At 69.2% G+C, this 26,849-nt stretch carries 26 protein-coding genes and 1 pseudogene; 21 read left to right on the top strand and 6 right to left on the bottom strand.

What is annotated here, in order from left to right:
- Positions 1-89: 89 nt before the first annotated feature.
- The gene (gene thyX / locus VF106_RS28440) at positions 90-842 is read left to right on the top strand and encodes an FAD-dependent thymidylate synthase (RefSeq protein WP_330842931.1); all 753 of its coding nucleotides are present in this window, start codon (positions 90-92) and stop codon (positions 840-842) included.
- A 5-nt stretch (positions 843-847) separates the two neighbouring features.
- Positions 848-1,234: an ACT domain-containing protein gene (locus VF106_RS28435; protein WP_330842930.1), complete on the top strand. Its 387-nt coding sequence runs from the start codon at positions 848-850 to the stop codon at positions 1,232-1,234.
- Here VF106_RS28435 and VF106_RS28430 read toward each other — a convergent pair.
- Positions 1,231-2,256 (bottom strand): DNA polymerase IV, encoded by a 1,026-nt coding sequence (locus tag VF106_RS28430; RefSeq protein ID WP_330842929.1) that lies wholly within the window; start codon positions 2,254-2,256, stop codon positions 1,231-1,233. The genes VF106_RS28435 and VF106_RS28430 overlap by 4 nt on opposite strands.
- A 133-nt stretch (positions 2,257-2,389) precedes the next feature.
- Here VF106_RS28430 and VF106_RS28425 point away from each other — a divergent pair, with 133 nt between their 5' ends.
- The 5 genes from VF106_RS28425 (at position 2,390) to VF106_RS28405 (ending at position 8,661) form a co-directional block, all read left to right on the top strand.
- Positions 2,390-3,826, top strand: a complete 1,437-nt coding sequence (locus VF106_RS28425) for a serine/threonine-protein kinase (protein ID WP_330842928.1) — start codon at positions 2,390-2,392, stop codon at positions 3,824-3,826.
- Positions 3,827-3,841: 15 nt separating this feature from the next.
- Positions 3,842-4,468 (top strand): TIGR03085 family metal-binding protein, encoded by a 627-nt coding sequence (locus VF106_RS28420; protein ID WP_330842927.1) that lies wholly within the window; start codon positions 3,842-3,844, stop codon positions 4,466-4,468.
- Between the two features lie 112 nt (positions 4,469-4,580).
- A complete protein-coding gene (locus VF106_RS28415; protein ID WP_414639084.1) occupies positions 4,581-5,963 on the top strand; it encodes a serine/threonine-protein kinase in 1,383 nt (460 codons plus the stop codon).
- An 11-nt stretch (positions 5,964-5,974) separates the two neighbouring features.
- Positions 5,975-6,988 carry a 4-hydroxy-tetrahydrodipicolinate synthase gene (dapA, locus tag VF106_RS28410; RefSeq protein ID WP_330842925.1) on the top strand — a complete coding sequence of 338 codons (1,014 nt, stop codon included), beginning with the start codon at positions 5,975-5,977 and terminating at the stop codon, positions 6,986-6,988.
- Positions 6,985-8,661 carry a ribonuclease J gene (locus VF106_RS28405; RefSeq protein ID WP_330842924.1) on the top strand — a complete coding sequence of 559 codons (1,677 nt, stop codon included), beginning with the start codon at positions 6,985-6,987 and terminating at the stop codon, positions 8,659-8,661. Before dapA ends, VF106_RS28405 begins: the two co-directional genes overlap by 4 nt.
- On the opposite strand, the gene VF106_RS28400 is transcribed toward VF106_RS28405, so the two are convergent.
- Positions 8,648-9,610, bottom strand: coding sequence for an EamA family transporter (locus tag VF106_RS28400; protein WP_330842923.1), 963 nt, complete (start codon positions 9,608-9,610; stop codon positions 8,648-8,650). The genes VF106_RS28405 and VF106_RS28400 overlap by 14 nt on opposite strands.
- Before the next feature lie 104 nt (positions 9,611-9,714).
- Here VF106_RS28400 and VF106_RS28395 point away from each other — a divergent pair, with 104 nt between their 5' ends.
- Positions 9,715-10,188, top strand: a complete 474-nt coding sequence (locus VF106_RS28395; protein WP_330842922.1) for an Lrp/AsnC family transcriptional regulator — start codon at positions 9,715-9,717, stop codon at positions 10,186-10,188.
- 4 nt (positions 10,189-10,192) lie between these two features.
- On the opposite strand, the gene VF106_RS28390 is transcribed toward VF106_RS28395, so the two are convergent.
- Positions 10,193-11,023 carry a lysophospholipid acyltransferase family protein gene (locus VF106_RS28390; protein WP_414639077.1) on the bottom strand — a complete coding sequence of 277 codons (831 nt, stop codon included), beginning with the start codon at positions 11,021-11,023 and terminating at the stop codon, positions 10,193-10,195.
- A 100-nt stretch (positions 11,024-11,123) separates the two neighbouring features.
- Here VF106_RS28390 and VF106_RS28385 point away from each other — a divergent pair, with 100 nt between their 5' ends.
- The 4 genes from VF106_RS28385 (at position 11,124) to VF106_RS28370 (ending at position 16,800) form a co-directional block, all read left to right on the top strand.
- Positions 11,124-13,688, top strand: coding sequence for an FtsK/SpoIIIE family DNA translocase (locus tag VF106_RS28385; RefSeq protein WP_330842920.1), 2,565 nt, complete (start codon positions 11,124-11,126; stop codon positions 13,686-13,688).
- Positions 13,689-13,774: 86 nt separating this feature from the next.
- Positions 13,775-14,968 carry an AAA family ATPase gene (locus tag VF106_RS28380; protein WP_330842919.1) on the top strand — a complete coding sequence of 398 codons (1,194 nt, stop codon included), beginning with the start codon at positions 13,775-13,777 and terminating at the stop codon, positions 14,966-14,968.
- Positions 14,965-15,534, top strand: coding sequence for an RloB family protein (locus tag VF106_RS28375; protein ID WP_330842918.1), 570 nt, complete (start codon positions 14,965-14,967; stop codon positions 15,532-15,534). The genes VF106_RS28380 and VF106_RS28375 overlap by 4 nt, the downstream gene beginning before the upstream one ends.
- Positions 15,535-15,666: 132 nt before the next feature.
- Positions 15,667-16,800: a lipase family protein gene (locus tag VF106_RS28370; RefSeq protein ID WP_330842917.1), complete on the top strand. Its 1,134-nt coding sequence runs from the start codon at positions 15,667-15,669 to the stop codon at positions 16,798-16,800.
- 167 nt (positions 16,801-16,967) lie between these two features.
- On the opposite strand, the gene VF106_RS28365 is transcribed toward VF106_RS28370, so the two are convergent.
- Together VF106_RS28365 and VF106_RS28360 are read right to left on the bottom strand one after the other, a co-directional pair.
- A complete protein-coding gene (locus VF106_RS28365) occupies positions 16,968-17,468 on the bottom strand; it encodes a phospholipase (protein ID WP_330842916.1) in 501 nt (166 codons plus the stop codon).
- Positions 17,469-17,546: 78 nt separating this feature from the next.
- On the bottom strand, positions 17,547-18,056 hold the full coding sequence (locus VF106_RS28360) for an amino-acid N-acetyltransferase (protein WP_414639076.1): 510 nt from the start codon (positions 18,054-18,056) through the stop codon (positions 17,547-17,549).
- A 166-nt stretch (positions 18,057-18,222) separates the two neighbouring features.
- Between VF106_RS28360 and rimO the strand changes: the two genes are divergently transcribed.
- The 8 genes and pseudogenes from rimO to VF106_RS28320 all read left to right on the top strand — a co-directional run.
- A complete protein-coding gene (gene rimO / locus VF106_RS28355; protein ID WP_330842915.1) occupies positions 18,223-19,632 on the top strand; it encodes a 30S ribosomal protein S12 methylthiotransferase RimO in 1,410 nt (469 codons plus the stop codon).
- Positions 19,629-20,240, top strand: a complete 612-nt coding sequence (gene pgsA / locus VF106_RS28350; protein ID WP_330842914.1) for a CDP-diacylglycerol--glycerol-3-phosphate 3-phosphatidyltransferase — start codon at positions 19,629-19,631, stop codon at positions 20,238-20,240. Before rimO ends, pgsA begins: the two co-directional genes overlap by 4 nt.
- Before the next feature lie 49 nt (positions 20,241-20,289).
- A complete protein-coding gene (locus VF106_RS28345) occupies positions 20,290-20,745 on the top strand; it encodes a CinA family protein (RefSeq protein ID WP_330843042.1) in 456 nt (151 codons plus the stop codon).
- A 171-nt stretch (positions 20,746-20,916) separates the two neighbouring features.
- The gene (locus VF106_RS28340; protein WP_330842913.1) at positions 20,917-21,372 is read left to right on the top strand and encodes a helix-turn-helix domain-containing protein; all 456 of its coding nucleotides are present in this window, start codon (positions 20,917-20,919) and stop codon (positions 21,370-21,372) included.
- A 336-nt stretch (positions 21,373-21,708) separates the two neighbouring features.
- Positions 21,709-22,557 carry a PspA/IM30 family protein gene (locus VF106_RS28335; protein ID WP_330842912.1) on the top strand — a complete coding sequence of 283 codons (849 nt, stop codon included), beginning with the start codon at positions 21,709-21,711 and terminating at the stop codon, positions 22,555-22,557.
- Positions 22,558-22,595: 38 nt separating this feature from the next.
- The gene (pspM, locus tag VF106_RS28330) at positions 22,596-23,468 is read left to right on the top strand and encodes a phage shock envelope stress response protein PspM (RefSeq protein WP_330842911.1); all 873 of its coding nucleotides are present in this window, start codon (positions 22,596-22,598) and stop codon (positions 23,466-23,468) included.
- A gap of 67 nt (positions 23,469-23,535) precedes the next feature.
- Positions 23,536-23,688, top strand: a complete 153-nt coding sequence (locus VF106_RS28325; protein WP_330843054.1) for a hypothetical protein — start codon at positions 23,536-23,538, stop codon at positions 23,686-23,688.
- A 77-nt stretch (positions 23,689-23,765) separates the two neighbouring features.
- Positions 23,766-23,918: pseudogene (locus tag VF106_RS28320) on the top strand (phage shock envelope stress response protein PspM); the annotation flags it as partial.
- Positions 23,919-24,394: 476 nt separating this feature from the next.
- On the opposite strand, the gene VF106_RS28315 reads toward VF106_RS28320, so the two are convergent.
- Complete coding sequence (locus tag VF106_RS28315; protein ID WP_330842910.1) at positions 24,395-25,408, bottom strand: quinone-dependent dihydroorotate dehydrogenase; 1,014 nt, start codon at positions 25,406-25,408, stop codon at positions 24,395-24,397.
- A 42-nt stretch (positions 25,409-25,450) separates the two neighbouring features.
- Here VF106_RS28315 and VF106_RS28310 point away from each other — a divergent pair, with 42 nt between their 5' ends.
- Positions 25,451-26,308 (top strand): hypothetical protein, encoded by an 858-nt coding sequence (locus VF106_RS28310; protein WP_330842909.1) that lies wholly within the window; start codon positions 25,451-25,453, stop codon positions 26,306-26,308.
- The last annotated feature ends 541 nt before the right edge of the window (positions 26,309-26,849 follow it).

Here is a 26,849-nt window from a genome sequence, read left to right as displayed (position 1 = left end):
GACACCACGAATGACGTCACGCAAGTGTCGTGGCTGACAGCATGCGGCGATGCGGCGGGCGCGTCCGCGCGGCGGTTAGGCTCTCCGGCATGACGGAGAGCGTGTCGCCCAGGGTTCAGCTCATCGCGAAGACGGAGTTCTTCCCGCCGGAGGACGTGCCGTGGTCGACGGACGCGGAAGGCGGCGAGGCGCTGGCCGAGTTCGCCGGTCGTGCCTGCTACCAGTCGTGGAAGAAGCCGAATCCGGTCACCGCCACCAACGCCGGCTACCTGCGCCACATCCTCGAGGTGGGCCACCTGTCGGTGCTGGAGCACGGCACGGTCAGCTTCTACATCACCGGCATCTCGCGGTCGCTGACCCACGAGCTGATCCGCCACCGCCACTTCTCGTACTCCCAGCTGTCGCAGCGGTACGTGCCGGAACGCAGGGCCGCCATGGTCGAGCCGGACGTCATCGCCAACGACCCGGTGCTGCACGAGAAGTTCATGAAGGCCGCCGAGGCCAGTGTCGCCGCGTACACCGAGCTGCTGGAGGGCCTCGAGGAGCACTTCGCGGACGTGCCGAACGCGACGCTGCGCCGCAAGCAGGCGAGGCAGGCCGCCCGCGCGGTCCTCCCCAACGCGACCGAGACCCGCATCGTCGTCACCGGCAACTACCGCGCCTGGCGCCACTTCATCGCGATGCGGGCGAGTGAGCACGCGGACGTCGAGATCCGCCAGCTGGCCGTCGAATGCCTGCGTCAGCTGCAGAAGGCGGCGGCGAACGTCTTCAACGACTTCGTGATCTCCACCCTCCCGGACGGCACGGAAGTGGCGTCGAGCCCGTTCGTGACCGAGGGCTGAGCGTCGTGAAGCGTCTCGCCATCGACCTGGCGCCGGGGGAGTACACGGTCGCCCGCCTGTCGACGGGCGCCGCCCCACCGCACATCGAGTCGGCGGGCCTGGTGTCGGTCACCGCCACGGCGGACGGTGTGTCAGTGGTGTGCCCGAGCGACGTGGCGCCGGCGAGCGAGCACTCCCGGCCCGGCTGGCGCCTGCTCACCGTCCGTGGCCCGCTGGAGTTCGACCTGACCGGGGTGATGGCGGCACTGGCCGGCGAGCTCGCCGCGGCGGGCGTCACCCTGCTGGCGGTGTCCACCTACGACACCGACCACGTGCTGGTGAAGTCCGCCGACCTGGAACGGGCGTTGAAGGCCCTGGCCGAGGCGGGCCACGAGGTGGCACACGCGCCCTAGGCGTCCGGGAACTCGGCTCGTACTCCCAGCAGTCTGACCGGCCGGTCCAGCTCGAACTTGCCGAGCACGGTCAGCGCCGCCTCTTCCAACCGCGCGGCGTCGTCGGTGGGTGCCGGCAGCGTCATGCTGCGGGTGTGGGTGAAGAACGGCGCGAACCGCACCTTCACCGCCACCCGGGCCGCCAGCCGGCCTTCACCGACCACGTCGGCGGCGACGCGGTGCGCCAGCGTCACCACCTCCGCGGTGATCTCCGGCAGTGCCGTCAGGTTCTCCTGGAACGTGGTCTCCCGGCTGCGTGACTTCGCGACGTACGGCGTCCCGGTCACCTCCGCGCTGCCGGCACCCCGCGCCAGCCCCCGGTACCACGGCCCCATGCGAGGACCGAGGCGAGCCGCCAGCACGTCCGGGTCCGCCTGCGCCAGGTCCGCCACCGTCGCGAACCCCAGTTCCGCCAGCTTGCGGGCGGTCTTCGTGCCGATGCCCCACAGCGCCGTCGTCGGCCGGTCCGCCATCACGGCGAACCAGTTCTCCCGGGTCAGCTGGTACACGCCGGCCGGTTTCGCGAAACCCGTCGCCAGCTTGGCGCGCAGTTTGTTGTCGCCGATGCCCACCGAGCAGGACAGCCGCGTCCGCGCCAGCACCGCCTCCTGCACCGAGCGCGCGAACGCGAACGGGTCGCCGTCCGGCAGGCCCAGGAAGGCCTCGTCCCAGCCCAGGACCTCCACGACCACACCGAACGACCGCAGCACGGCCATCACCTGAGCCGACGCCTCGTCGTACGCGGACGGGTCGGACGGCAGGAAGACGGCCTCCGGGCACCGACGGGCGGCCAGCTTCAACGGGATGCCCGAGTGCACGCCGAACTCGCGCGCCTCGTACGACGCGGTCGCCACCACCGCCCGCTCGGTGGGGTCGCCCCGACCGCCCACCACGACCGGCTTGCCGGCCAGCGACGGGTCCCGCAACACCTCGACCGCCGCGATGAACTGGTCGAGGTCGACGTGGAGCACCCAGGGCGCCATACCGCCATCTAACATCCATCGTCGTGAGCGGAGCTTGCGGAGCGAACCATCAACACCCACGACGGCACGGAGCCCGCGGAGCCTGCGGAGGGCGCCGGTGGAGCGGAGCCTACGGAGCGGGTGTGGTGCCGTCGTGACCCAGCAGCCCGAACAGGTGGCCCACCAGCGGATGATCGCCGGGCGGTACGCGATCATCACCGAGATCGGCCGTGGTGGCATGGGTATCGTGTGGCTCGCGGAGGACCGGACGATCGGTCGCCGCGTCGCGATCAAGGAGCTGCACCTGCCCGCCGGTGTGCCCGCGGAGGAGCGGCGGGTGCTCGAGGAACGCGTGCTGCGCGAGGCCCGGGCCGCCGGCCGGCTCAACGACCCCGGTGTCGTGACGGTGTACGACGTGCTCCAGGAGTCCGGCGCCACCTACATCGTGATGGAGCTGATCCAGGCACCCACGCTCACCGCCATCGTGGGCCGTGACGGCCCGCTGCCCGCGGAGACGGTCGCCAGGATCGGCGAGCAGCTGCTGTCGGCGTTGGAGGTCGCGCACGCGGCTGGTGTGGTGCACCGGGACGTGAAGCCCTCGAACATCATGGTGTTGCCGAACGGGCGGGTGAAGCTGACCGACTTCGGCATCGCCCAGTCCACCGACGACCCCCGCCTCACGACCAGCGGTGTCCTCGTCGGCTCGCCGACCTACCTCCCGCCGGAGGTGATCCGCGGCGGGCAGGCCGACGCCCGCTCGGACCTGTGGGCGCTGGCCGCGTCGCTGTTCTACGCGGTGGAGGGCCGGGCCGCGTTCGAGCGTCCGTCCACGGCCGCGACCATGCACGCGATCCTCAACGAGGTGCCGTACCTGACGCGTGGCCAGGGCCCGCTGGCCGCGGTGATCACCGGCCTGCTGAACACCAAGCCAGAAGCCCGGCTGTCCACACAGCAGGTCCGTGGGCTGCTCACACAGGTCGTGCACCAGACGGTCCCGCACGCGGGAACCGCGCTCTACCCGGCGAACTCCACCCGGGAGAGCACCGGACCGGTCAAGCGCCGCAACCCGTGGCCGTGGGTGGCCGCCGTCGTCCTGCTGGTCGCCGGAGCCTTCACCGGTGGCTGGTTCTGGGGTCGCACCGGGCTCGTCGACCCGAACGTCGACCCAGCGAAGGGCCCGACCTATTCCTACGGCGACGCCACCGCGGACATCCCGGAGTTCGAGCTGGGCCAGGGCGGTTGCGGGGCCGCACCGCTCGCTTCGGGCCGCAGCTACACGGGCAGCACCGACTGTGCGGGCCCGCACGACTTCGAGGTGCTCTACGAGTACAACCCCTTCGGGTCCGAAGAGGACACCGAGTATCCCGACCAGTCCGCGCTGCGCGCGCTCGCCGAGGCGTCCTGCTCACTCGTGTTCGGCCTGAACGAGGCCGTGCCGGCGGGCCAGCGGGACTCGCTCGTACACACGGCGCTGGTGCCGGCGAAGGAGTCGTGGGAGGCGCCGTCCTCCGAGATGAACCGCAACCTGTACTGCCTGATCGCGCGCCGGGACGGCAAGCAGCTCACCGACCAGGTCGTGCCGAAGAACTGAGAGGGTTTGCCACCTATGTCATTAGCCGCCCGCGAGCGTGCCGCGTTGTGTGACCTGCTCGACGAGCTGGGCCCGAACCAGCCGACCCTGTGCACCGGCTGGTTCACCAGGGACCTTGCCGCCCACCTCGTGATCCGCGAACGCCGGGCGGACGCCGCGCCCGGCATCCTGCTCAAGCCGTTCGCCGGGTACACCAAGCACGTGCAGGACTCCTACGCCCAGCGCCCGTGGCGTGAGCTCGTCGACCTCGTCCGCGGCGGCCCTCCGGTGTGGTGGCCGACCCGTGTCCCCGCCGTCGACGCGGCCGTCAACAGCGTCGAGCTGTTCGTGCACCACGAGGACGCGCGCCGCGGCCAGGAAGGCTGGGAGCCGAGGGAACCGGACGCCCGCCGGGACGCGGCACTGTGGACCGGTCTGGGCCGCACCGCGCGGCTGACGTTGCGCCGCAGCCCGGTCGGCCTGGTGTTACGCCGCCCGGACGGCCAGGAGCACACCGTCCGGCGTGGACCGAACACGGTGACGATCACCGGCGAGCCCGGTGAGCTGCTGCTGTTCGCCGTGGGCCGCGACGCCGCCCGCGTCGGGTTCGATGGCGACCAGTCCGGCATCGCGGCGGTCAAGGGGTTGCGCCGCGGTCTGTGACGGGGAACCGGATGGCTCTTCTCCCGGTCGGAGTGTCGGGTAGCCGGGAAGAAGGGATGTCGCCGTGGACCAGGTGCGGACGGGCGAGCGCCTGATCGCCGGGCGGTACGCGATGCTCACCGAGATCGGCCGTGGTGGCATGGGCATCGTGTGGCTCGCGGAGGACCGGACGATCGGCCGTCAGGTCGCGATCAAGGAACTCCATCTGCCCGACGACGTCGCGCCGGCCGAGAAGACGGTGTTCGAGGAGCGGGTGCTGCGCGAGGCCCGCGCGGCCGGTCGGCTCAACGACCCCGGCGTGGTCACCGTGTACGACGTGCTGCGTGAGTCCGGCACCACCTACATCGTGATGGAGCTGATCCAGGCCACCACCTTGTCCCAGCTCGTGCGGGACCACGGGCCGCTGCCGCAGAACACCGTCGCGCGGCTCGCCGAGCAGCTGCTGTCCGCGTTGGACGCCGCGCACGCGGCTGGTGTGGTGCACCGGGACGTCAAGCCCGCCAACATCATGGTGCTGCCGAACGGGCGGGTGAAGCTCACGGACTTCGGCATCGCCCAGTCCACGGACGACCCGCACCTCACCACGAGCGGCATCCTCGTCGGCTCACCCGTCTACATGGCCCCGGAGCGCCTCCGAGGACAGGACGCGGACGCGGGCTCGGACCTGTGGGCGCTCGGCGCGGTCCTGTTCTTCGCGGTCGAGGGGTACTCCCCGTTCGAGCGCTCGTCGACGGCCGCGACGATGCACGCGATCCTGAACGAGGTCCCGTTCCTGACGCGTGGCCATGGCCCGCTGGCCGCGGTGATCACCGGCCTGTTGAACACACATCCCGAGGCACGGCCGTCCGCCGCCCAGGTACGCGGCCTGCTCGCACAGGCGATGGGCACCCCGCCGGAAGGCGCCACGGCACCGGTCGTGCCAAGAGGCACGACGATGCGCCGGGCCCCGGGCCGACAGCTGGGGAAACCCGTGCTCGTCACGGCCGCCGTGACGGCGGTGGCACTGCTGGTCGCCGGCTACTTCCTGCGGGTCGCCACCGAACCGGGCCCGGACGTCCCCGTCGACATGGACCCGACCCTCACCTACGGCATCGGCGATGACGGCTACCTCAAGGAGTTCACATGGGACAGCAGTCCGTCCGGCGGCTGTCTGAACAGCGAGCTCACCGAGGGCCGGCTGATCACGCAGAGCGCGCACGTCGAGTGCTCGGAGCCGCACTCGCTGGAGGTGTTCGCGTCGCGGAGCTACTACGAGAACCCCGACGAGGACTACGAGGAGTGGACCGACATCGGCCATCCCGGGTTCGACAACCTCAGCCGCTTCGCCGAAGGCCACTGCACGGGAATGTTTGGTTCCGAGGTCGTTCCCGACACGTCCTCGCTGCGTTACCGCGCGCTCGTGCCGACCGACAGGGCGTGGGAGCAGCGGCGGACGATCTACTGTGTCCTGTACGACCACGAAGGCAGGCAGATGTCCACGTCGTCCGTGGAGTAGCGTCTACGAGCATGAACACGTGCCCGACAGCCAAGCCAGGAAGGCCGTTCGGCCAGGTGCTCACGGCGATGGTCACCCCGTTCGACGCGAACGGGAAGGTCGACCTCGACGCGGCGCAGAGCCTCGCCGGTCACCTCGTGGAGCTCGGCAACGACGGCCTGGTGGTCAGTGGCACCACCGGCGAGTCGCCGACGACGTCCGACGCGGAGAAGGCCGAGCTGGTGCGGGTGGTCGTGGACGCGGTGGGGGACCGGGCGACCGTGGTGGCGTCCGTCGGCACCTACGACACCGCGCACTCCGTGCACCTCGCCCGTGAGGCCGAACAGGCCGGCGCGCACGGTCTGCTCGTGGTGACCCCGTACTACTCCCGGCCGCCGCAGGCCGGGCTGGTCGCGCACTTCACGGCCGTCGCGAACGCGACCGGCCTGCCGAACATGCTCTACGACATACCGCCGCGCTCGGTCGTGCCCATCGAGGTCGACACGCTGCGCAGACTCGCGGAGCACCCGCGGATCATGGCGGTCAAGGACGCCAAGGGCGACCTGCTCGCCGGCAGCCAGGTCATCGCCAACACCGACCTCGCCTACTACTCGGGCGACGACGCGCTGAACCTGCCGTGGCTGTCGGTCGGCGCCGTCGGTTTCGTCAGCGTCATCGGGCACGTGGTCGCCGGCCGACTGCGCCGGCTGCTGGAGACCTACGAGAACGGCGACGTCAGCACCGCACGAACGGTCCACCGTGGACTGCTGCCGGTGTACCGGGCCATGGGCCGGGTCGGCGGCGTGATCTTCGTGAAGGCCGCGCTGCGACTACGAGGCCGTGACGTGGGCGATCCCCGGCTACCGCTGCCGCCCGCCACGCCGGAACAGGTCCAGCTGATCGCGTCCGACCTGTCCGACGCCGGCGTGCCGCTGGCCGACGCGGCGCCGTCGGACGTGGCCGCCGCCAGGGTCGCCCAGGCCGACGCGGCCGCCGCGTACGTCCCGGCCACCACCCACACCAGCGCCGGGCAGGTTCATCGGTGACACAACTAGTGCCACCCGGTCCGCTCACCGATGGAGGACTGCGCGTCGTCGCGCTGGGCGGAATCGGCGAGATCGGCCGCAACATGACCGTGTTCGAGTACGCCGGCAAGCTGCTCGTCGTCGACTGCGGTGTGCTGTTCCCGGAGGACCAGCAGCCCGGCGTGGACCTGATCCTGCCGGACTTCCGCGCGATCGAGCACCGCATGGACGACATCGAGGCGGTGGTGCTCACCCACGGGCACGAGGACCACATCGGCGCCGTGCCGTTCCTCTTACGACACCGCCCCGACCTGCCGGTCGTGGGCTCCCGCTTCACGCTGGCGCTGGTCGCCGCGAAGTGCAAGGAACACCGGCTCACCCCCAACCTCGTCGAGGTGATCGAGGGCGGCAAGGTCTCCTACGGCGACTTCGAGTGCGAGTTCTTCGCCGTCAACCACTCCATTCCGGACGCACTCGCGGTCGCCATCCGCACGCCGGCCGGCGTGGTGCTGCACACCGGTGACATCAAGCTTGACCAGCTGCCGCTCGACGGCCGGCTCACCGACCTGGCCGGGTTCTCCCGCCTCGGTGACGAAGGCGTGGACCTCTTTCTCGTCGACTCGACCAACGCCGAGGTGCCCGGCTTCGTCATGGCGGAGCGGGAGATCGGCCCGGTGCTGGAGCGGGTGATCTCGCAGGCACAGCAGCGGGTGATCGTGGCCTGTTTCGCGAGCCATGTGCACCGCGTGCAGCAGGTGCTCGACGTGGCGGTGCGAAACGGGCGTCGCGTGGCCCTGGTCGGCCGTTCGATGGTGCGCAACATGGGCATCGCCGCCGAGCTGGGGCTCCTGCGCGTGCCGGAAGGGCTGTTCGTCGACCTGAACGAGGCGCTCGAGCTGCCCGGGGACCAGGTGCTGTTCGTGTCGACCGGGTCGCAGGGCGAGCCGCTGTCGGCGCTGTCCCGCATGGCGCGTGGTGAGCACCGGCAGATCCAGATCCTCGCGGGGGACACCGTCGTACTGGCCAGCTCCATGATCCCCGGCAACGAGACCGCGGTGTTCAGCGTGGTCAACGGGCTGGCCCGGCTGGGCGCCAACGTGGTCCACCAGGGCAACGCGAAGGTCCACGTGTCCGGCCACGCGTCGGCCGGCGAGCTGTTGTACCTGTACAACGCGGTCCGCCCGTCCAACGTCATGCCGGTGCACGGCGAGTGGCGGCACCTGCGGGCCAACGCGGCTTTGGCCGTGGCGACGGGTGTGCCGTCCGACCACGTGGTCATCGCCGAGGACGGCGTGGTGGTCGACCTGGTGGACGGCCGCGCCAGGATCAGCGGCCGCGTCGAGGTCGGTCACGTCTACGTGGACGGTCTGTCCGTCGGCGACGTCGGCGAGTCCACGCTGTCCGACCGGCTCATCCTCGGTGAGGGCGGGTTCATCGCGATCACCGTGGCCGTCGAGTCGAGCACAGGTCGCGCGGTCACGGCGCCGACGATCTCGGGCCGCGGCTTCTCCGACGACCCGAAGGCACTCGACGAGGTCGTGTCCCTGGTGGAGATGGAGCTGTCGCACACCGAGTCCGAGGGCATCACCGACACGCACCGGATCGCCCAGGCCGTGCGCCGGGTCGTTGGCCGCTGGGTGGCGGACACCTACCGGCGCCGCCCGATGATCGTGCCGACCGTCATTCCCGTGTAGTGCGCGACGCGAGCTGGACGACCGCGGCGCCGGCCAGCAGCACCGCGGCGCCGACGACCTGAACGACCGTGAGGGCCTGGCCGAGGACCAGCCAGGCCATCGCGGTCGCCACGACCGGCTCGACCAGTGCCAGCACGCTGACCACGTTGGTGGGCAGGTACCGCATGGCGCTGATCGACAGCAGGTACGCCATGAGCGTGCTCACGACCGTGCAGGCCACCACCAGCGTCCACACCGGCACGTGCCAGCCGCCGAAGTCCGCGTCGCTGGTCAGGATGTCACCGGGCATCGCCCACGGCGGCGCGATCACGGCGATCGCGACCGCACCGATCACCATGCCCCACGTGACGAGCCCCAGCGGCTCGAGCGTGCCGACCGCGCGGTCACCGATCAGGAAGTACGCCGCGGCACACAGGGCCGCGCCGACGGCGAACAGCAGGCCCAGCGCGTCGAGCCGCAGACCCTGCCACACCTCCGCGACCATGGCGAGCCCGACGAGCGCGACCGCGGTCCCTATCCAGGTCCGCGCCGACAGCACCACCCGCCGCACGAACCGCACCCACAGGGCCACGAGGATCGGCGCGGTGAACTCCAGCAGCATCGCCACACCGATCGGAATGCGCGACACCGCGGCGAAGTACAGCAGCTGCACCGCCGCCACCCCGACCAGTCCGTAGGCGGCGAGCAGCGGCAGGTCCGCTCGGCGTACCCGCAGCAGCCCGGGTCTCGTGACCGCCACGAAGGCCACCAACAGCACGGCCGCCAGCCCGATCCGGAAGCTGGCCACCTGCTGGGGTGACAACCCGGCGTCCATCGTCGGCTTCACCAGCGGCCCGGACGTCCCGAAGCAGACCGACGCCAGCACGATGAGCGTCGTGCCGCGGCTAACCCTCGTTCGGGTGTTGCCGGTGACAGCGATGGCCGGATGGTCGGGTGCCTCGGTTGTCATCGTCTGGTTACCCTTTCGTCAACAGGGATTTTGTACACTTCACGCTAGGCGAACCCGACGTGATCACGATTGAAAATTCTCCCGCCTGGGCGCAAAATTTTTGCGTGAAGCTGGATGAGATCGATCATCGACTGCTGGACGAACTCCAGGCCGACGCCGACCGGACGCTGCGTGAGCTCGGCGAGGTGGTGGGCCTGTCACCGAGCGCCGTGCAACGGCGGATCGAGCGGTACCGCAAGAGCGGCCTGCTGACCCGTCTCGCGGCGGTCCTCGACCCGCGCGCAAGCCATGACCTGGTCACGGCGGTGGTCCTGGTCGCGGTGGAGCGCGAGTCCCAACGCCTGCTCGACGCGTTCCAACGCCGGCTGCTCGCCGCGCCCGAGGTACAGCAGGTGTACGTGTGTTACGGCGAATGGGACTACGTCGTCGTGCTCACCACGTCCGGCATGGCCCACCACAAGGAGGTCTCCGAGCGCCTGTTCAACGAGGCCCCGAACATCCGCCGGTTCTCGACCATGCTGGTGCTGAACCCTCTCCGCACGGGCATGGCCATCCCGGCCCAGGCCCTGAAGCTGTAGGCCCCTACAGCTGTGGCTTCCAGGGGCTTCTGCTGTCCGTCGGTCGCGTCGGGTCGTGGAACCTCGGCCCGTCGAGCTCGTCGCGGCGCAGCGGCACCAGGTTGTCGGCGATGGCCTGCATGATCCGCTTGTGGGCACGCATCGCGTCGCCGGGCTTGTCGGGCGACAGATCGGCCAGGTCGACCACCGGACCGAAGTGCACCCGGAACGTGGGCCGGCGCCAGATGGCCATCAGCCAGGACTTCACGAGTGGCTTGATGTCCTGCCACCCGCTCACGACCTCAGTGCCCCAGTACACGGCCTCGTGCGCACCCCACTGACTGATCGTCAACACCGGCACGTCAGCGGCCAGCGCCATCCGGGCGGCACCCGTCTTGCCGCGTTCCGGCCACAGGCCCGGGTCGTGGCTGATACGGCCCTCCGGGTACACGAGCACCGGGCCCGGGGTCTCCCGCAGGGCCGTGGTGACGCGCTCGAACGCCTCGGCGATGTTGGCCTTACCGCGGTCAACGCGGATGCTGCCGCCCTGCCGCAGCCCCCACCCGACGACCGGCGTGTCCAGCAGGCCGGCGGTGAGCAGGAAGCGGGGGTTCACACCCGCCTCGCGCAGCGCGGCCGTGAGCACGAACGCGTCGAACACCCCGATGTGGTTGGCGGCGATCAGCATCGGCCGGGTACGCAGCTCGGGTGGGATGGCGCCGGTGATCTCCAGCTTGCCGACCAGCCGGACGAACCCCCGGTCCACGAGCGTCATGGCCCGCCAGATCGGCGAGACTTTCTGGGGCCGGGGCCACCGGCGTGTCGACTCGGAACTGCGACGAGACAGCGCGACCATGAGCGGAGCATCGCACGGACCCGACAGGCGGTCTCCAGGGGCCATGGGGTCGGTGTGGCGGGAGTGACTCGTGTGGTGAGGGCCGACTACCGTGTGGGGTATGGCGAACCGGGCAGCAGCTTCCAGGAGCTCCAAGAGCCGCGGCGCTAGCAGCGGCTCTGGAAGTCGTGCCAAGTCCACACGCGCACCGGCCAAGACCACCAAGACCACGAAGAACGCCAGGTCGACGCGCCCGGCGGCCCGCCAACCGATCCGCAGGACCACCAGCAAGGCTTCGACCAGCGGCGCGTTGTACCGCGGCCTGCGTGGCGGTTGGGGCCTGCTCGCCAAAGGGGCAGGCGGGATCGCCCGCACGGTCGGACGCACCAAGGAGCTCGACCCGGCACACCGCCGGGACGGGCTCGCGTTCGCGCTCATCGCGCTCGGGGTGATCGCGGGCGCCGGCATCTGGTGGCGAGCGGCCGGCCCGATCGGCCACTACTTCGAGATCGGCGCGCGTTCCGTGGTCGGCGCCGCCGCCATGGCGCTGCCGCTGACGCTGCTCGTGATCGGCATCGCGCTGATGCGGTCTGACCCGCAGCCGGAGAAGCGGCCGCGGCTGGTGATCGGCACGCTGCTGTTCGTCCTGGCCCTCCTCGGCGTCCTGCACATCTTCTCCGACCTGCCGGGAGACAACCTCGGCCGGATGTACGCGGGTGGCGCGCTCGGCTACATCTCCGGCGGGCTGCTGGCCAAGGGCGTCACGGCGTGGGTCGCGCTGCCGCTGCTGGTACTCGTGCTGGGGTTCGGCGTGCTCGTGTTCACCGGCACCCGGTTCCGTGACATCCCGACGCGACTACGTGAACTGGGCATGGACCCGGAGGATCGCGAAGCCGAAGGCATCGACCTGCTCGGCGAAGAGGAGGCCGAGACTCCGGAGGCGGAGCCGTCTCGCCTGCGCCGCCCGTCGCGCCGCCGCCAGGCCACGATGGCCGAGGACGGCGAGCAGCTCCCGCTTCCCGAGACCGGCGTCGGCGAGGAGATCCCCCCGCCGCCCGAGCCCCCGGCCCCGCCGAAGCCGCCCCGCAAGCGCGCGAAGCCGGCAGCCGAGGTCAAGGAGACTCCGCAGGCCAAGGAGCAGCAGGGGCAGCTCGCGCTCACCCCGCGCGTGGTTGACGGCGACTACACGCTGCCCGACCCGACCATCCTGGAGGCGGGCGACGCGCCGAAGTCCCGCAGCCGCGCCAACGACGCCATGATCGAGGCGATCACCGGCGTGCTGGACCAGTTCGCGATCGACGCGCAGGTCACCGGCTTCACCCGCGGTCCGACGGTCACCCGCTACGAGGTGGAGCTGGGCCCGGGCGTGAAGGTCGAGAAGATCACCGCGCTGACCAAGAACATCGCGTACGCGGTGGCCACCGACAACGTGCGGCTGCTCGCGCCGATCCCCGGCAAGTCGGCGGTGGGCATCGAGGTGCCGAACTCGGACCGCGAGATGGTGCGGCTGGGGGACGTGCTGCGGTCCAACACGGCGGTCAAGGACAGCCACCCGATGGTGATCGGCCTCGGCAAGGACATCGAGGGCCACATGGTCACCGCGAACCTGGCGAAGATGCCGCACCTGCTGTGCGCGGGTTCGACGGGTTCCGGCAAGTCGAGCTTCGTCAACTCGATGCTGGTGTCGCTGCTGGCGCGGGCCACCCCGGACGAGGTCAGGATGATCCTGATCGACCCGAAGATGGTGGAGCTGACGCCGTACGAGGGCATCCCGCACCTGATCACCCCGATCATCACGCAGCCGAAGAAGGCGGCGGCCGCGCTGACCTGGCTCGTCGAGGAGATGGAGCAGCGCTACCAGGACATGCAGGCCAACCGGGTCCGGCACATCGACGACTTCAACAAGAAGGTGAAGTCGGGCGAGATCACCGCGCCGCCGGGCTCCGAGCGCGAGTACCGCCCGTACCCGTACATCCTGGCGATTGTCGACGAGCTGGCGGACCTGATGATGACCGCCCCGCGCGACGTCGAGGACGCGATCGTCCGGATCACACAGAAGGCCCGCGCGGCCGGCATCCACCTCGTGCTGGCGACACAGCGCCCGTCCGTGGACGTGGTCACGGGCCTGATCAAGACGAACGTCCCGTCCCGGCTGGCCTTCGCCACGTCCTCCCTGACCGACTCGCGGGTCATCCTCGACCAGCCGGGCGCCGAGAAACTGATCGGCATGGGCGACGGCCTGTACCTGCCGATGGGCGCGTCGAAGCCGGTCCGCATCCAGGGCGCGTACATCACCGACGAGGAGATCAACTCGATCGTCTCGTTCGTGAAGGAACAGGGGCAACCGGAGTACACCGACGGCGTCACCGCAGCCAAGGCAGGCGACAAGAAGGAGATAGACGAGGAGATCGGCGACGACCTCGACGTGCTCCTGCAGGCCGCCGAACTGATCGTGACCTCCCAGTTCGGCTCGACGTCCATGCTGCAACGCAAGCTACGGGTCGGCTTCGCCAAAGCGGGACGCCTCATGGACCTCCTCGAGAGCCGAGGCGTCGTGGGCCCGTCGGAAGGCTCCAAGGCCCGCGACGTCCTCGTCAAACCAGACGAACTGGAAGCAGTCCTGTACACCATCCGCGGCGGCGGCCCACCCCCGTCGGACGAGGACGACACCTTCGAAGAGGACTGAAAGCCCCGATCTGGGAGAGCTTGACAGCCGTTTGTGCGGTTTACTGGTACAGAACGGCCTGAAGCTCGTCCTGGAAGGGGGTCAGCGTGCTGCGCAGCTTCCGCCTGGCCAACCACCGCTCGATCGCGGAGGAGCAGGAGCTTCTGCTGATGCCCTCGCGCCAGTCCGAGAACCCTGTGGTGCCGGTGACCGCCATCTACGGCGCCAACGCCTCCGGCAAGTCGAACGTGATCGGTGGCCTCGCGTTCATGCAGGAAGCGGTGCGGCTTTCGTTCGCCAGTTGGGAAGCCGATGAGAAAATCCCCCGAAAACCATTCCGTCTGAATGTGGCGAACAGAACTGAGCCGTCCGTCTTCGTGGTTGAAGTCGTCGTCGACGGTGTGCCGTATATGTACGGGTTCAGTGTTGATGACAATGAAGTGCTCGAGGAATGGTTGTACTCCTATCCGGAAAAACGACGAAGGACATTGTTCAGTCGGCGGCATGACGAAATTAGCTTCGGAAGTACCCTTGGTGAATTCAAGCCGAAGCTGGAAATGTTGGAAGAGCTCACGAGGTCGAACTCTTTGTTCTTGAGTGCGGCCGCTAGACTTAATTTGAATCCGCTGCTTCCGATCTATAGATGGTTCCGGACTGGCTTGCGTATAAGAAGTGCTCGGCGGCCGCGGTTCTTGGCTACAAGAGTCCAGCGTTTCCTTGATGATAGTCCCGGGAACTATGATCGCCTAGTTTCTCTGCTGTCAGCAGCCGATGTCGGCATCACCGGAGTCCGCGTCGAAGAGACGGTCGATTCGCGTTATGTCGACAGGGCCGGGGTCGAACTGCGCTTCGAACACGGTGTGGAAGGCGAACTGTTCGGAATCGGCGACGAGTCGGACGGGACGCTCTCCTGGTTGGCGTTGCTGCCAGTCGTACTGGAAGCGCTCGACGAAGGAGCGGTGGTGGCGGTCGACGAGATCGACACGAGTCTGCACCCCCTGCTTACGGCTCAGTTGGTTGGGCTCTTTCGGGATCCGGAGACGAACAGCAAGAACGCCCAGCTCATCTTCACCACTCACGACACGAGTCTGCTGGGTACGATGATCGGTGACAATGTACTCAATCGCGACCAGATCTGGTTTGTGCAGAAGAACAGCAATGGCGCCACGGAGCTTTATCCGCTGACCGACTTCAAGCCTAGGCGGGATCAGAACCTTGAGCGCAGGTATTTGGGCGGCAGCTATGGGGCGGTCCCAGTGCTCGACCACCAGGATTTCGTGAATGCCGTGCGGGATCGATGACCAGACGAGAGAACCGGCGTACCCGCCGAGCGCCGGTACGCGAGGAGCGGAGCCAGATCCTCGTTGTCTGTGGCGCCAAGGCGACCGAGCCGGAATACTTCCGCGGTTTGAAGAAGGAGCGACGAAATCCCGCGGTCAAGGTGGTCGTGGAGGCCAAGGGTGTCGATCCTGTTTCGCTGGTTCGCTTCGCTGCTCAGAAGCGGGACATGATGGGCTGCGACGAGGTCTGGTGTGTCATCGACGTGGACGAGTTCGACGTGCCCAAGGCGCTGGTGGCAGCCGCCCAGAAGCGCGTCAGCCTGGCGATCTCCAACCCCTGCTTCGAGTACTGGCTTCTGTTGCACTTCGAACTGTGCACGGCACCCCTGACCTGCTACGACGATGTCGAGCCTCGGCTGATCAGGCACGTACCGCGATACCACAAGAGCAGCCTCCGCTTCGCGGACTTCGCGCCGGGCGTCGATGACGCGGTCCAGCGGGCCAGGGGTAGGTGCGACGACGTGGGGACCGAGCACAGTCGCAATCCGTCGACCGGCGTGTGGGCGTTGGTGCGGCAGGTGATCTGACCACGGAGTTCCAAGAGGACTGACGGCCGAACGGACCTATGCCGGCAGGTGCGGATTGCCTACTGTGGAGTAGCTACCTTCGAGTAGCAAAGGCCGCGAACCGGAATCCCTGCCGATCGCAAAGGAGCGATTATGTCCGTTCGCCGTGTGTTGGTCCTGTTCTCCAGTGCGTTGTTGGCCCTTGTCGGGCTTACGGTGCCGGCTGCCGCGGCGCAGACACGGGCGGCCGGTGACGTCATCACCGCCCGGGCCATCAGTGCGCCGGGCTTCTTCTACGCCAACGTCTGGTCCATCACCTACCGGTCGACGTCCACCACGGGGGCGCCGATCACCGTCAGTGGCACCGTCATCGTGCCGAAGGGCGCCACCGCCAGCACGCCGATCGTCGGGTACGCGCCCGGCACGCACGGCCTCGGCGACCAGTGCGCGCCGTCGCGGCATCTCGAGGCCGGTGACGAGACCGAAGGGCTGCTGATCCACCAGTACGCGACCCGGGGGATCGCGGTCGCCGTGACCGACTACGAGGGCATCGGCACGCCTGGGCCGCACACCTACATGGCTGGTCGCTCCGAGGGCAACGTCACGCTCGACGTCGTGCGGGCCGCGCTGCGACTGCCGGGCACCGGGCTGTCCGCCGGCACGAAGGTCGCGATCGTCGGCTACTCCCAGGGTGGGCACGGCGCCGGGTGGGCCGCGCAGCTCGCGCCGACCTACGCGCCGGAGCTGAACATCGCCGCCTACGCGGTCGGCGCGCCGCCGGCGGACCTGAAGATCGTCGCCGAGCACAACGACGGCGGGGACAACGCCGGACTGGTGTTCGCCGCGGGCTACGGCGTCGACATGACCTACCCGGAGCTCGACATGACGCCGTACCTCAACGACACCGGGCGCGCCGCGGTGGCCGACCTCGCCGACGATTGCGTCGACGAGCTGCAGTCGGACAAGTACGCGGGCCACACGCTGTCCGACTACCTGACGGAGGATCTGCTCAACCGTCCCGAGTGGAGTGCCAAGGTGGACGCCCAGAAGCTCGGCGGGGCGACGCCCAGGACACCTGTGCTGCTCTACCACTCCAACGGCGACGAGATCCTGCCCGTGCAGGTGAGCGTGAACCTGCGAGCGGCGTGGTGCGCGGGCGGCGGGAACGTGACCTTCTGGCGCACCAACACCGGTGGCCACTTCGCGACGGCCGCGCTCATGAGCCCGAGCGTCACCGGCTGGGTGGCGGACCGCCTCGCCGGCCGGTCGGTCACGGGCAACTGCTGAACCTCGCTCGCCCGGACGAACCATCGTCCGGGCGAGCCGCAACTTTCACGCAGCTTCCCTCGCCGCGGTTTCCGCGGGGCCGGTCGGGCCGTTACCGTCGCGGTGTCGTGGCGAGGGGGCGACGACGTGAACCTGGGTGGGGCCTCCCAGCGGCCCCACCCGGCCACTCACGTGATCGCCGCGATGGCCCTGTCGACCGCCTGCGCGGTGCTGACCGCGTTGTCGCCGAACTCGCGGACGGCCGCGTAGTAGACGTCGGCGACCCGTTTGCACGCCCAGTTGCTGCCGCAGACCTCGTACATGTCGGACCTGAACTTCTTGTCGAGGGACAGCCGCGTCGTCTCGGTGAACCGGCTCTGCTTCTTGTAGTTGCGGTAGCTGAAGTCGTGCCGGTAGCAGGCCTTCACGAAGTTGAAGCCGAACGGGTTGTCCGGCGAGTTCGAGCAGCCGTCCGAGGTCCAGTTGAGCTGGTCGGCGTATGGCCGCTGCGTCCGGATGGTCTGGAACGGGTTCAGCCCGGTGGAGAAGACGTACTGGTCGGTCACCTGGCGCAACTTGCCGGCGTCGAGCGCGGCGGACGCGGTCGTGGTGCCCGCGAGCACGGTACCGGCGACGGCGAGGCTGGTGATGGTGGCTCTGGCGGCACGGCGCAGGGTTGACGTGGCCACGGAGATCTCCCTCACGGCGGTGGAAGGTGTCCGCTCCATTACGCCTCGTGTCACCCGAACCGCAAACCCCCGAGAGGCTTACATCTGGGTATCTATCGGGGGTAACTCCAGTAGCATCCGTGCGTTGCCCAACGTGTTCGGCTTGACGTACGGCAGGTCCAGGAACTCGGCGACACCCTCGTCCGCGGAGCGGCGCATCTGCTCGTACACCTCGGGTGCCACCGGGGTGCCGTCGATCTCGACGAACCCGAACTTGCCGAAGAACGCGGTCTCGAAGGTCAGCACGAACACGCGTTGCAGTCCCAGCGCCCGCGCCGTGGCCAGCAGCCGCTCCACCAGGAGGCCGCCGATGCCGAGCCGGGCCGCCCTCGGCAGCACCGCGATGGACCGGATCTCCGCGATGTCCTCCCACAGCACGTGCAGCCCTCCGCAGCCGACCAGCTCGCCGTCGACCTCGGCCACCCAGAACTCCTGCACGTCCTCGTACAGGGTCACGAGTTCCTTGGCCAGCAGCACCTTGCCGACGAACGTGTCGATGATGGCCTTGATCCCCCGCACGTCACTGACCCGTGCTCTTCGGACAACCACCGGTTCAATCACGCCGCGCACGCCGTCCCCTCGCAGGCTCGGTCACGCCGTTCGTCGGCGTGGTGCCGATGGTTCGCTCCGCAAGCTCCGCTCACGGAGCCAACCTGCCACGTCGGACTCACGCGGCACACATCGACCCCGGTACACGGACAGTTAGGCTGAACCCGTGCCAACACCACCGCCGTCGCGCCGTGCCGCCCTGCTCACTCTGGGCTGCGCCCGCAACGAGGTCGACTCCGAGGAGCTCGCGGGTCGCCTCGCCGCTGGCGGCTGGGAGGTCACCGACGACGCCGAGGGCGCCGACGTGGTCGTGGTGAACACCTGCGGGTTCGTCGAGTCGGCCAAGAAGGACTCCGTCGACGTGCTCCTCGACGCCACCGAGACCGGCGCGAAGGTGGTCGCCGTCGGTTGCATGGCCGAACGCTACGGCGCCGAGCTGGCCGAGAGCCTGCCCGAGGCCGCAGCCGTGCTGGGCTTCGACCACTACCCGAACCTGGGGGAGCGGCTCGACGACGTGGTCGCGGGGCGGGCCATCGCGGCGCACCAGCCGGTGGACCGGCGCACGCTGCTGCCGATCACGCCGGTGGAGCGCAAGCCGACCGACCTGTCCGTCCCCGGCCACGGCTGGGGCCCCCGGGTGCTGCGCAAGCGGCTCGACGACGCGCCGTTCGCGTCGTTGAAGATCGCCTCCGGCTGTGACCGGCGGTGCTCGTTCTGCGCGATCCCGTCCTTCCGCGGCGCGTTCGTGTCCCGGACGCCGGACGAGATCCTCGCCGAGGGTGTCTGGCTCGCCGAGCAGGGTGTCCGCGAGCTGTTCCTGGTCAGCGAGAACTCCACCTCCTACGGCAAGGATCTCGGCCGCGAGCACGGCGGCCCTGACGCGCTTGCCCATCTGCTGCCGAAGCTGGCGGCGATCCCGGGTGTCGCACGGGTGCGGGTGTCCTACCTGCAGCCCGCGGAGACCCGGCCGCAGTTGCTCGCGGCCATCGCGGGCAGCGACGGCGTCGCCGACTACTTCGACATGTCCTTCCAGCACGCCAGCTCGACCGTGCTGCGCAGGATGCGCCGCTTCGGCGGCACCGAGTCGTTTCTCGCGCTGATCGACCAGATCCGCGCGCTCGCCCCCGCCGCCGGCATCCGCAGCAACGTGATCGTCGGCTTCCCGGGCGAGACCGAGGAGGAGCTCGCCGAGCTGGAGCACTTCCTCACCGAGGCACGGATGGACGTGGTTGGCGTGTTCGGTTACTCCGACGAGGACGGCACCGAGGCCGAGACACTGCGCGACAAGCTCGATCCCGACGAGGTCGGCGCCCGGGTCGCCCGCGTGTCGGACCTGGTCGAACAGCTCACCGCGCAGCGTGCCGAGGACCGGATCGGCGACGAGGTGCGGGTCCTGGTCGAGCGGAACGACGAGGACGGCGTCGCCGGCCGCGCCGCGCACCAGGGTCCCGAGGTGGACGGCGAATGCCTGCTGCTGGACGCCGAGGACGCGTCGGTGGGTGACTTCGTCGTCGGCAAGGTCGTCGGGTCAGAAGGTGTGGATCTGATGGTCCGGCCGCTAGAGGTGCTCCGATGAGTGCGCAGCCTGCCGACGGCTCGACGCCGTCGGAGGCGTTGGGCGCGGCTGTCGCCCGGGTTCCGCTGGTCAACATCGCGAACATCCTCACCGTCACCCGGCTGGTGCTGGTGCCGGTGTTCCTGGTGACCCTGTTCGCCGGCGGCGGTCACTCCCTGGGCTGGCGCATGGTGGCGTTCGTCGTGTTCGTCGTCGGGTCGATCACCGACTTCGTCGACGGTCACCTGGCCCGCAAGTACGGGCTGATCACCGACTTCGGCAAGGTCGTCGACCCCATCGCCGACAAGGCGCTGACCGGCGCCGCGCTGTTCGGGCTCTCGATACTCGGCGAGCTGCCGTGGTGGGTGACGCTCTCCATCGCGGGCCGCGAGGTCGCGGTGACACTGCTGCGCTTCTGGGTGATCCGCTACGGAGTGATCGCCGCGAGCTATGGCGGCAAGGTCAAGACGTTCGCGCAGATCATCGCGATCGGTCTGTACCTGCTGCCGCTGCCTGCCGCGTTCGACCCGCTGCTGTGGGTGGGCATCGGCATCGCGCTCGCGCTGACCATGGTCACCGGCGTCGACTACGTGGTGCGCGCGTTGCGGCTGCGGGCGGCCCGTGGTTAGGAACCCCCTCGCCGAGACCGTCGGCGTCGACGCGAGGGGACTAACCGAGCTGATCGGCGTGTTGAAGGAGCGGGGCGAGACGGTGGCCACCGCCGAGTCCCTCACGGGTGGGCTGGTCGCGGCGCTGCTGACCAGCGTGCCGGGCTCGTCCGCCGTGGTCCGCGGCGGGCTCGTCGTGTACGCGACCGAGCTCAAGCGCGAGCTGGCCGCAGTCGACGACGACCTGCTGGCCGAGCACGGTCCCGTACATCCGGACGTGGCCGCCCAACTGGCGGACGGCGCACGGGCTGTGTGCGGGGCGACCTGGGGGATCGGGTTGACCGGGGTGGCCGGACCCGACCCACAGGATGGGATCGAGCCAGGAGTGGTGCACATCGGCGTGTCGGGACCGGAACGTGCCGAAGTACGCACGATCGGGGTCGACGGCAACCGCCACCAGGTGCGTTCCGGTGCCGTCAAGGCGGCGTTGGACCTGCTCAGAGCGCTCGCGGACCAGCGAGACTAGTGTCGGGCTCAAGCGGGTTCGCCATACTTGAGGGAACACCCGACGGTGTTCGGTCGTTCGCCCTTGGCGTACGGACCGTGATGTCGCTGCCGATGATCGCAAGGTCTCGGTAACGTGGTCACCATGCCGGACCCACCCGATCCGGCGGATGATCTTGAAGGGAGGCGAGCGATGACCGTGCTGTTGCGCGAGGCGATCGGTGATCGGCTCCGGCACGCCCGCACGAACCAGCGACGCACGCTGCGTGAGGTCTCCCGAGCCGCCAGGGTGAGCCTGGGATACCTGTCCGAGGTCGAACGTGGTCGCAAGGAGGCGTCGAGCGAGCTGCTCGCGGCCATCTGCGAGGCGCTGGACCTGCCGCTGTCAGTCCTGATGCACAACGTCGCGACCGACATCGGGGCGCTCGAGTCGGTCGAGCTGCCGGAGACCGCGGAGCAGGTCGAGCGGAGCGATGTGGGGGCGGGGGAGAAGTCTGGCCCACGTGCGTCTGTCGGAGCTGTCGAAGGCGGCCGCCTGGTACCCGCGGTGGTCGGGGACAACCTGGCCGACCTGCGGCTCCAGCCGGTGCTGAGCCACCACATGGAGTCCTCGCTCGGTGCGAAGGCAGCCGCGATCTTCGCGGCCTGAGTTCACGCTCGAGGAAGGCGCGTTCACCCGAACGCGCCTTCTTTTGGCATTTCGTTGACCGTGAGTTCCGGTGCCGCCGTCGAGCCCACAGGTAGGCTCGACGGCCTGCGGGATGGTCTTGTCGAGGTGCGACCACTCACCAACCCCGAGATCGGTCCGGCAGGTCAGGGCCATCCCTGAATAGGTCCTGATTTCTGCCGGGTCCAGTGGTGAGATGCACCGCGCACCTGACACGATGGAACCCACAGTGATGACGGGGCGTTGCCATACCAACCGGCTACCGGTGGTATGGCCAACCGGGGAACAGCGACAGCGTGGAGAAGGCAGGCGGAGGAGATGGCCAACCCGTTCGTGAAGGCTTGGAAGTACCTGATGGCGGCCTTCTCGTCGAAGATCGACGAGCATGCGGACCCCAAGGTGCAGATCCAGCAGGCCATCGAGGAGGCCCAGCGGCAGCACCAGGCGCTCTCCCAGCAGGCCGCGGCCGTGATCGGCAACCAGCGGCAGCTGGAGATGAAGCTGAACCGGCAGCTCGGCAACGTCGAGAAGCTGCAGTCGTCCGCTCGGCAGGCGCTGGTCCTCGCCGACGAGGCCCGCTCGAAGGGTGACGAGGAGAAGGCCCGCCAGTACGAGCAGGCCGCCGAGTCGTTCGCGACCCAGCTGGTCACCGCCGAGCAGGACATCGAGGACCTCAAGACGCTGCACGACCAGGCGCTGCAGGCGGCGACGCAGGCCAAGACCGCGGTCGAGCGCAACGCCATGATGCTGCAGAACAAGCTGGCCGAGCGCACGAAGCTGCTGAGCCAGCTCGAGCAGGCGAAGATGCAGGAGCAGGTGTCCAAGTCGCTCAACCAGATGAGCGAGCTGGCCGCGCCCGGCAACACGCCGTCGCTGGAGGAGATCCGCGACAAGATCGAGAAGCGGTACACGACCGCGCTCGGGTCCGCGGAGCTCGCCCAGAACTCGGTGCAGGGCCGCATGATGGAGGTCCAGGCGTCGACCACGGAGATGGCAGGCCGATCGCGGCTCGACCAGATCCGCGCGTCCATGTCCGGTGGTGCCCCGCAGATCAGCGGCGCCGCGTCGGGCAGTGCGTCGGGCGGCGCGTCCTCCCAGCAGAACATCCAGGCCGAGATCGCACAGCGGGTCGCGCAGGAGCAGAAGGCGAACCAGCAGGGCTCTTGAGCCCCGGTCGCGATTCATAGGGTTAGGGGAGGCTGCCGATGGCGCCGCGTGGTCGGGACATCTATCAGCTGACCCAGATGGTCGGGAAGTACTTGAACGCGGACGTGCGCAACTCGGTGATGGCGCAGGTCCAGGACGCGATGGCGCGCAGCCAGCAGGCCCTGGCGCGCAGCCGTGACGAGAGCGTCCGCATCGAACGGCAGCGCCGCCGGCTCGAGCGCAAGCAGCTGTGGGCGTCCCGGTGGGCGCTGGCGTGGGCGATCGTGTGCGTGTTCCTGGTCGTGTACGTGGCGATGGCCTTCACCGGCATGGTCGGCGAGGGCCCGGAGCCGACGATGATCGCCGGCGGGGTGGCCGGCGTGGCCGCGACCGGCGCGCTGTCAATCCGCTCGACCCGGCGCATGGTGCTGCTGAAGCGCGCCCGCGCCGAGTTCGACCGCCAGCACAAGCCGGCGGCGGTCAGCGCACCCCCACGCCCCCCGATGCCCCCGAAGGACTCGGCGGCCCACGAGCCGATGCAGCGGCTGGCGGAGGCGGAGGACGCGCTGGCCCAACTGGTCCGGCAACTGTCCGGCACGCAGGGCCCAGTGCCACTGGACTCGGTGGCGGAGGCGGAGCGGACGGGCGCCGAGGCAGCACAGGCCCTCCGTGCGGTCGCGGCGCAGCTGGCCGCCGTGGAACTGGCCCGCGACCACGCGCCGCCCATGGAACGCGGACCCTTGATCGACGGTGTCCGCCAGCTTCGTGAGCAGTTGGAGGAAGGCCTGAACGGCTACCGCAGCCTGGTGGCCGCGGCAGGTCGGGTGGTGGCGGCCAGCTCTTCGGCAGGGCCGAAGCAGGAACTGGCCGACGCGACTGACCACCTGGCCGGCCTGGCGATGGCGTTGCGGGAGCTGTCTGACCCGCACTGACGCGCCTCTGTGGTTGTCTGGGACAGCCGTGGACCGTCGAGGGTGTTTGCCAGCTTCGTTGGCGGTTGTGGATGGCTTGATCGGCTACCGCAGCCTGGTGGCTGTGGCGGGTCGGGTGGTGGCCTCCTCTTCGGCGGGTCCGAAGCAGGTGTTGGCTGATGCGTCTGATCGTTTGGCTGGCCTGGCGATGGCGTTGCGGGAATTGTCCGATCCGCGCTGACGCGCCCCTGCGGTTGTCTGGGACAGCCGTGGAACGTGGACCGTCGAGGGTGTTTGTCAGTTTCGTGGGCGGTTGTGGATGGCTTGATCGGTTGCTGCGGTTTGGTGGCCGCGGCGGGTCGGGTGGTGGCGGCCAGCTCCTCGGCGGGTCCGAAGCAGGAACTGGCCGACGCGACTGACCATCTGGCTGGCCTGGCGATGGCGTTGCGGGAATTGTCCGATCCGCGCTGACAGGCCCCTGCGGTTGTCTGGGACAGCCGTGGAACGTGGACCGTCGAGGGTGTTTGCCAGCTTTGTGAGCAGTTGTGGATGGCTTGATCGGCTGCCGCTGTTGGGTGGCTGTGGCGGGTCGGGGGTGGTCTCCTCTTTGGTGGGTCCGAAGCAGGTGTTGGTCGATGCGACTGATCGTTTGGCTGGTCTGGTGATGGCGTTGCGGGAATTGTCCGATCCGCGCTGACACGCCCTGTCTGGGACAGCCGTGGAACGTGGATCGTTGATCGAGGGAGTTTGCCAGTTTTGTGAGCGGTTGTGGATGGCTTGATCGGCTGCCGCTGTTGGGTGGCTGTGGCGGGTCGGGGGTGGTCTCCTCTTTGGTGGGTCCGAAGCAGGTGTTGGTCGATGCGACTGATCGTTTGGCTGGTCTGGTGATGGCGTTGCGGGAACCGTCTGACCCGACTGAGCCCCTGCGGCCGCTCGTCCGTCCGTGGTCAGCGGGGTTGTGTTGAGCGGTTGATCGCCCGGACCAGGCCTGGTCCGCGGTAGATGAAGCCCGTGTAGAGCTGCACGAGTGAGGCGCCCGCGTCGAGCATGCGTTGGGCGTCGTCCGCGGTGTGGATGCCGCCGACTCCGATGATCGGCAGGTTGCCGCCCGTCTCCTTCGCCACGAACGTCACCACGTCCAGTGCCCGGGCCGTGAGGGGCCGGCCGCTCAACCCACCGGCCTGCTCGGCCGTCGCGGTGTCGGCCGCGGCGATGCCGTCGCGGGACAGGGTGGTGTTCGTCGCGATCAGGCCGGCCACGTTGTGGGCAGTGCAGACCTCGAGGACGTCGGCGATCGCTGGTTCGGTCAGGTCCGGGGCGATCTTCACCAGCAGCGGCACCGTTGTCGACAGTGCACCGAGCAGCGTGTCCAGCGCGGCCTTGTCCTGCAGGCCGCGCAGCCCGGGTGTGTTGGGGGAGCTGACGTTCACCGCGAAGTAGTCCGCGTGGGGTTCGAGCACCCGCAGCGAGGACCGGTAGTCCTCGACGGCTTCCTCGACCGGTGTCACCTTCGACTTGCCGATGCTCACGCCGAGCGGAACCGTCAGGGGCCCCAGCTCGCGCAGCCGCGCCGCCAGGGCCTCGGCGCCGCCGTTGTTGAAGCCCATGCGGTTGATCACAGCCTCGCTGGCCGGCAGCCGGAACAGGCGCGGTCTCGGGTTGCCAGGCTGTGCGTGCCAGGTGACGGTGCCGACCTCGACGAACCCGAACCCGAACGCCGGCCACGCCCGCAGCGCACGCCCGTCCTTGTCCATGCCCGCCGCGAGCCCGACGGGGCCGGGAAACCGGACACCGAACACGGTCCGCGGGCCGCTGCCGCCGAAGTACCGCCGCAGCCCGGCCACGAGCGGTGGCATGGTGGCGAGCCGCGTGGTGAGCCTGAGGGTGCGCTCGTGCGCCACCTCGGCGTCCCCACCACCCATTCGGAACAACACTGGTCGCACAATCCGCTGGTAGACCACCCGAGCATCGTTTCATCGCAGGCGGCGCGGCAGGATGGGGGTGTGCCTGCCGACCTGGACACCGCCGCCGACGAGCTCTACGCCAGCACCCGCGAGGACTTCACGCCACGCCGCAAGGAACTGGCGAAGGAAGCCAAAGCGGCGGGGGACACCACGCTCGCGGCCGCGATCGAGAAGCTGGCCAAGCCGACCACGTCCGCGTGGCTGGCCAACCAGCTGGCCCGTGACCCGGACGCGGACCTCGACCGCTTGGCAACACTTGGCGAGGCCCTGCGGGAGGCACACGCCAACCTGGACGGCGGGGAGCTGCGCTCGCTGTCACAGCAGCGGACGAAGTTGGTCGCCGCGCTGGTCCGGCAGGCCGGTGAGCTCGGCGGCCAGCTCACCGAGGGGGTGATGCGGGAGCTGGAGGACATCTTCACCACCGCGATCGCCGATCCGGACGTGGCCCGTGTACTGCTCGCCGGCCGACTGACCTCGGCGAAGGATCTGGCCGCGACGGCCGCGGCGTGGCCATCGACAGACATGGCCCCGGCGAAGCGACCCGCGAAACCGGCACCGAAGAAGCAACGGACCGACCGCGAACAAGCCGAACTGGACCGCCGCCGAGCGGCCGCACAGGAGGACCTGGAGAAGGCACGCGCCGCGGTGAAGGAGGCCGAGGCGGACCGCAAGGAGGAGGAACGCATCCTGGCGCAGGCCCAGAAGGGCGCGGACGAGGCCACCGAACGGGTGCGACAGGTCTACGAGGAACTCGACGCCGCGGAATCGGCGGAGAAGGACGCCCGTCGTCGGGTCGGCTCTGCGAGCCGTTCGGTGAAAGATGCTGAACGCCGTGCGAGTCAGGCGTGGCGACTCGTGCAGCAGGCGGAACGGAAGCTGGCTGAGTTGGGTGAGTGAGGCGCCATCGCCGTGCGGTGCTTGTGGGGCTGGGAGTTCGGTTTCGGTCGGGTTGGACGTTCGTCGTCGGGTGGGTGCGGCGAGTCGTTCGGTGAAGAATCGCCAGGCGTGGCGGCTTGTGCAAGCAGGTGGAGCGGAGGCTGGCTGAGTTGGGTGAGTGGGGTGCCGTCGCTGTGCGGTGCTTGTGGGCTGAGAATTCGCCCGCGGTTGGGGTTGGTGCGGCGGGCCGTTCGGTGAAGGGTGCCGAGCGTTCTTCGGGCCAGGCGTGGCGGCTTGTGCAGCGGAGGCTGGCTGAGTTGGGTAAGTGAGGTGCCGTCGCCGTGCGGTGCTTGTGGGGCTGAGAATTCGGTGCCCTGGGCCTGGAAATAGTGCAGCCCTCGGGCTTTCTCCTGCTTGCGCAGGCCCAGGGGCGGACTAGGTCCCTGAGAGCACCGAGGGCTGGGTGACTGCCTGGTATTCGCCGACCACACTGCGCGTCTACGGCATCGACAAAGCCGATGTCAGCCGTGTAGCGCAGCCGGTAACACCATGTCCGGTTCGG

The sequence above is a fragment of the Actinophytocola sp. genome, from assembly GCF_036378875.1.
Taxonomy (GTDB): domain Bacteria; phylum Actinomycetota; class Actinomycetes; order Mycobacteriales; family Pseudonocardiaceae; genus Actinophytocola.
This window is presented reverse-complemented; position numbering and strand designations above follow the sequence as displayed.

Coding starts and splice junctions, on each gene's coding strand:
- VF106_RS28420 (WP_330842927.1), top strand. CDS start 3,842: ATGTCATTAGCCGCCCGCGAGCGTGCCGCGTTGTGTGACCTGCTCGAC.
- VF106_RS28400 (WP_330842923.1), bottom strand. CDS start 9,610: ATGACAACCGAGGCACCCGACCATCCGGCCATCGCTGTCACCGGCAAC.
- VF106_RS28385 (WP_330842920.1), top strand. CDS start 11,124: ATGGCGAACCGGGCAGCAGCTTCCAGGAGCTCCAAGAGCCGCGGCGCT.
- pgsA (WP_330842914.1), top strand. CDS start 19,629: ATGAGTGCGCAGCCTGCCGACGGCTCGACGCCGTCGGAGGCGTTGGGC.
- VF106_RS28370 (WP_330842917.1), top strand. CDS start 15,667: ATGTCCGTTCGCCGTGTGTTGGTCCTGTTCTCCAGTGCGTTGTTGGCC.
- VF106_RS28390 (WP_414639077.1), bottom strand. CDS start 11,023: ATGGTCGCGCTGTCTCGTCGCAGTTCCGAGTCGACACGCCGGTGGCCC.
- dapA (WP_330842925.1), top strand. CDS start 5,975: ATGAACACGTGCCCGACAGCCAAGCCAGGAAGGCCGTTCGGCCAGGTG.
- VF106_RS28375 (WP_330842918.1), top strand. CDS start 14,965: ATGACCAGACGAGAGAACCGGCGTACCCGCCGAGCGCCGGTACGCGAG.
- VF106_RS28430 (WP_330842929.1), bottom strand. CDS start 2,256: ATGGCGCCCTGGGTGCTCCACGTCGACCTCGACCAGTTCATCGCGGCG.
- thyX (WP_330842931.1), top strand. CDS start 90: ATGACGGAGAGCGTGTCGCCCAGGGTTCAGCTCATCGCGAAGACGGAG.
- pspM (WP_330842911.1), top strand. CDS start 22,596: ATGGCGCCGCGTGGTCGGGACATCTATCAGCTGACCCAGATGGTCGGG.
- VF106_RS28335 (WP_330842912.1), top strand. CDS start 21,709: ATGGCCAACCCGTTCGTGAAGGCTTGGAAGTACCTGATGGCGGCCTTC.
- VF106_RS28415 (WP_414639084.1), top strand. CDS start 4,581: ATGCTCACCGAGATCGGCCGTGGTGGCATGGGCATCGTGTGGCTCGCG.
- VF106_RS28340 (WP_330842913.1), top strand. CDS start 20,917: ATGACCGTGCTGTTGCGCGAGGCGATCGGTGATCGGCTCCGGCACGCC.